This is a genomic window from Okeania sp. SIO3B5, from assembly GCF_010692555.1.
In the GTDB taxonomy this organism is placed as follows: Bacteria; Cyanobacteriota; Cyanobacteriia; order Cyanobacteriales; family Microcoleaceae; genus Okeania.
In genome coordinates this window covers 1-4,191 of the sequence record NZ_JAAHHG010000716.1, presented here as the reverse complement: position 1 = coordinate 4,191, position 4,191 = coordinate 1, and the positions used below count along the sequence as shown (strand labels likewise).

Here is a 4,191-nt window from a genome sequence, read left to right as displayed (position 1 = left end):
AAATTTCACCAATAGGACATGAAATTAATGAACAACGGTCAACTTGACATCTAGTTCTATTTAACCAATCTAGTCTTTGACCTAGAGCATAATTCCAATGTCTTCGCAACAGTTCTAGCCAATAATCAATTTTGACTAACTGTTCACAAGTGGGCTTAATTTTGTAGCAATGAGTAATTATCATAACTTTTATACTACTCTTTAATTGCTATATTTAAACATCAATTGATACCTGTTTAATTTGCTGTCGGCAATTCCCCTCCCGTTAAATCCCAGATTATAACGGTATACCCCTTGCCGAATCAAGTTGGGTTGCCAAGTTTTCTTCTAGGAAATAATCTGAAAAATATTTTTACTAAATAATAGCAAATAGTACCATGGTAAGAGGTTAGGAGGAAAAAATATTGGCAGAAAATCACCAGTCCCTTTTGAGCAAATAAGAATGGCCTCTGTTTTACCTATTGACTAAGGAAGAAGGGAGTTAGAAGAAAAAATGAAAGGGTGCTAGGAAATCTCAGGGTTATAGTAATCTTCAGATTTGACCGTTCCAACTTCATCTAGATCTTGATTTATACAACCTTGTTTTTAAGCATATTGACAAACACGAGCCCATAACTTTGCTTTAGTACCAGGTGGTCCAGAAGAAAATAACACTCGATCTCCACCGACTATTTTAACTAGACAGACTGGGCAAATTTCTTGCTGATTTTCTGACATTGTTAATTATTTATTGTTGGATCATAAATTGACTTATATATATAACGCTTTTTATTCAATTTGGCAAATCTCATGTTTAGCAGATGTAACATTTTAGCAGGGAGGTAGATTAAGATTTTTCTGGAAAATCTTAAATTTCAAGTTATTCATTAAGCTCTTTATTGGTTATAGCATTTACATTTGAAGCGTTAATAAAGAATTAGATCTTTGAGAGGTAAACATTCTACAGGAATTTCTTACTTTGAGAGAAAATATTAATTGAGAATATTATAAGGCAAAAATAGAGTTTTTGCTTTCAATAAATAACAATTTAATATCATTAATTACCTCAAAACGTCATGGCTATATAAAGTTGATAAATGCCATTAAAATTAGCATAAGCAAGCTAGTATATACTCTGTTTTTTCCTGATTTTTCCTATGTACTCTATACAAGCAATATAATAATTCGCATAACATATATGAATTACATAGAAAAAATAAATTCTTTACTTAAACCATGTATGAATCCGACTAATTTAGTTATAGATTTATTTGCTGGATGTGGTGGTTTATCTCTAGGTTTTGAAGCCCAAGGATTTGAAACTTATGGTTTTGAAATGGATGCCGATTGTTGTGCAACTTATAATAAAAATCTCAAAGGTAATTGCACTAAAATTACTCTTTCTTCTAAAACAGAATTACCTCCGGCAAATGTAATTATTGGCGGTCCTCCCTGTCAACCTTTTAGTGTTGGGGGAAAGCAAAAAGGTTTGAAAGATTCGCGAGATGGTTTTCCTATTTTTATTAATGCAGTGGCAAGATTAAAGCCGGAAATTTGGTTATTTGAAAATGTACGAGGTTTGCTTTATCGAAATAAATGGTATTTGGATGAAATTACTCAAGCACTTCAATCTTTGGGTTATATTATTGAGGTTAAATTGTTAAATGCTGTTGATTTTAGCGTGCCTCAAAATTGACAAAGAGTTATAGTTATTGGGCATAAAGGTGAGTTTAAATTTCCTCAAGTTTTAGACAAAAAAGTAACTGTTGGAGAAGCATTAGGAGCAATGGCATTTCACGCGCTTCCAGAGTCAAAATTTCTCACTCCAAATATGGATAAATATGTAGAAAAATATGAAAAAACTTCTAGTTGTAAACAACCTCGTGACTTGTATTTAGACAAACCTGCGAGAACTTTAACTTGTCGAAATATTTCAGCTCCTACTGGGGATATGCACCGAATAAAATTGTCTGATGGGAGAAGAAGACGTTTGTTGTTAAGGGAAGCAGCAAGATTACAAAGTTTTCCTGACTGGTTTGAATTTGTAGGAAAAGAAACGAGTTGTTTTAATCAAATTGGAAATGCAGTTCCTCCTTTATTTGCTTTTCATTTAGCAGGGAGTATTAGGAGTTATTTAGAATCTGGAAAAAGATTTTCACCAGAGGAAATTTCACAAAAAATTATTCCTGTACAATTATCATTACCTTTTTAAGCATTCAGCCGTCAGCTAGCCTCCTATGGTCGTAACTGCGTTATCAGCTATCAGCTTCATTAGCTTAAATTGTATGGGTTAAAAACTCAAAACAAGTCTTTCTTTTGCTTCAATTTATGAGTGGAAAATGTAGTATAAGTTAAACGAATTTTTACTTCATTCATTAAAAGGCTGTTTGCGTAGCATGACCTAGGAAGAGCTGACTGCTAATAGCTAAATGCTTACTTACCTTTTTAAGAGATAAGAATGCCTCAAATTCCCCAATATCTTACTAAGTCAGATAAGTCTAAACAATTTCAAAGGTTAATCAATGAAGCGTTATATATTATTAGTAAGTTTGGTGTACCTCTTGAGGGGATGACTCAAAGACGATTGGAAAAAATGGCAATGGCTTATTTCAGTTATCAGTTATCAGTTATCAGTTATCAGTAGTTCCTGGAATAGGGATGTTTGAAATACTGAATTTTCTTTTTTTATCCTCTATATGAAAGTTCTTATGACGATATTTGCCGGAAAGATTTAAAATGATTTTTTCTTGCAGGAATTATTATTCCTAGCACTGCTAATCCAAATTCAGCTAGAAATGATGGTACAAGGTCTTTTGCTTTAAATCCTGATATTGCGAATATAATTAAAAATTTTGGCTCAAATAATTGGGAAGAAGTAGAGATTTTTTTATCTAATCAAATCACTTTATAAGAACAACTTTCTAGTCAACGATAAATAAGTTTAATTGCTGTAAAATTTCCTTCTGGCAAAGTCTTAAATTTTGGCCCTGGCATACATAATGAATTGCAGAAAGCAATTATTGAAAGTTTTTTACCGAATAATTAAGTTTTAAAGCCTCTTATGAGCAAGAAGAAACAAGAAAAAATTTTCCTTTTATTCAATCCTCTTCCTTTTAGGGAGAGGTAATTATCAATTATCTATTATCCATTATTGAACTAGATATGGTTATGGTGCAGAAATTTTATATGTCGGCGATACAGCTAAGAAGTTTTTACATTTAGAAAAAAACAAACTGAAAGAACTAAACTTTTTTGAATTATCTGATGGAGAATTACACGACATAGTAGCTTACTCACAAAAGAAAAATTGGCTTTATTTGATAGAAGCTGTTCATAGTTCAGGTGTAATTTCTAATGTACGTTTATTAGAACTGAAAAAACTTACAGAAGAATGTACGGCTGATATAATTTTTATCACAGCTTTTCTAGACCAAAATACTTTTCGCAAATTTGCTGCTGATGTTGCTTGGGAAACAGAAGTTTGGATTGCTGATGCACCAGACCATATAATTCATTTTGATGGTGAAAAATTTTTAGGTCCTTACTCTCAAATAACTAATACTTGAAAAAAATTATGACTGAAATTAACTGGCAATTATTCTGGATATTAATGGTTTTACATTGTGTAATTGGTACTGCTGCTGCTTTTGTGGCAAAAAGCAGAGGTAGAAATTTTAATATTTGGCTAGGTTGGGGTTTATTGGGAGGTACTATTGCTTTGATAACTGCATTTTTACTACCAGCTAAAAATCTTGACTAAAGTGGAATATTTAAAGCTCCATTTCGACTATCTATATATAAGAGTGAAATTTTCATCTATATAAAAGTGAAATTTTCATCTCCTCAGAAAACTGGTAAAAATCTAAGGGAAATTAAGAGGTAATTGTTAGGCGATCGCTCCACTTCATAAAATATCTACTTACCTCTATAAACAGCAGATATTTTGGAATAGTATCTGACAAATTTGCAAGTATTTATATATAAGAATGAAATTTTTATCTCTGAGAAATACTGGTAAAAATTTGAGGGGGAAGTAAGAGGCGACAACTCAACAACTACCTATATATAAGAGTGAAATTTTCATCTGTGAGGAAAACTACTAAAAAGTCCATGGGAAGTAAGAGGCGAGCGCTCCACTTCAGAAAATATCTACTTACCTGTGGAAACCGCAGATATCTTGGAAAAGTCTCTGACAAATTTGCGACCTATCTA

6 protein-coding genes and 1 pseudogene are annotated in these 4,191 nt (G+C 32.1%); 5 read left to right on the top strand and 2 right to left on the bottom strand.

Annotated elements, in window-relative coordinates; all coding sequences use genetic code 11:
* Both F6K54_RS41425 and F6K54_RS41420 read right to left on the bottom strand, forming a co-directional pair.
* A partial coding sequence (locus F6K54_RS41425) for a helix-turn-helix domain-containing protein (protein WP_293090316.1) occupies window positions 1-184 on the bottom strand: 184 nt, incomplete at its 3' end.
* 401 nt (window positions 185-585) lie between these two features.
* The gene (locus tag F6K54_RS41420; RefSeq protein ID WP_293090315.1) at window positions 586-717 is read right to left on the bottom strand and encodes a hypothetical protein; all 132 of its coding nucleotides are present in this window, start codon (window positions 715-717) and stop codon (window positions 586-588) included.
* Between the two features lie 460 nt (window positions 718-1,177).
* On the opposite strand from F6K54_RS41420, the gene F6K54_RS41415 reads away from it, so the two are divergent.
* The 5 genes and pseudogenes from F6K54_RS41415 (at window position 1,178) to F6K54_RS41395 (ending at window position 3,739) form a co-directional block, all read left to right on the top strand.
* Window positions 1,178-1,675, top strand: coding sequence for a DNA cytosine methyltransferase (locus tag F6K54_RS41415; RefSeq protein ID WP_293090314.1), 498 nt, complete (start codon window positions 1,178-1,180; stop codon window positions 1,673-1,675).
* A 90-nt stretch (window positions 1,676-1,765) separates the two neighbouring features.
* Window positions 1,766-2,191, top strand: a complete 426-nt coding sequence (locus F6K54_RS41410; RefSeq protein WP_293090313.1) for a DNA cytosine methyltransferase — start codon at window positions 1,766-1,768, stop codon at window positions 2,189-2,191.
* 246 nt (window positions 2,192-2,437) lie between these two features.
* Window positions 2,438-2,623 carry a hypothetical protein gene (locus tag F6K54_RS41405; RefSeq protein ID WP_293090312.1) on the top strand — a complete coding sequence of 62 codons (186 nt, stop codon included), beginning with the start codon at window positions 2,438-2,440 and terminating at the stop codon, window positions 2,621-2,623.
* A gap of 526 nt (window positions 2,624-3,149) precedes the next feature.
* Window positions 3,150-3,545, top strand: a pseudogene (locus tag F6K54_RS41400) (BsuBI/PstI family type II restriction endonuclease); the annotation flags it as partial.
* An 8-nt stretch (window positions 3,546-3,553) separates the two neighbouring features.
* Entirely contained in the window at window positions 3,554-3,739 is a 186-nt protein-coding gene (locus F6K54_RS41395) for a hypothetical protein (protein ID WP_293090311.1), read from the top strand.
* Window positions 3,740-4,191: the final 452 nt, after the last annotated feature.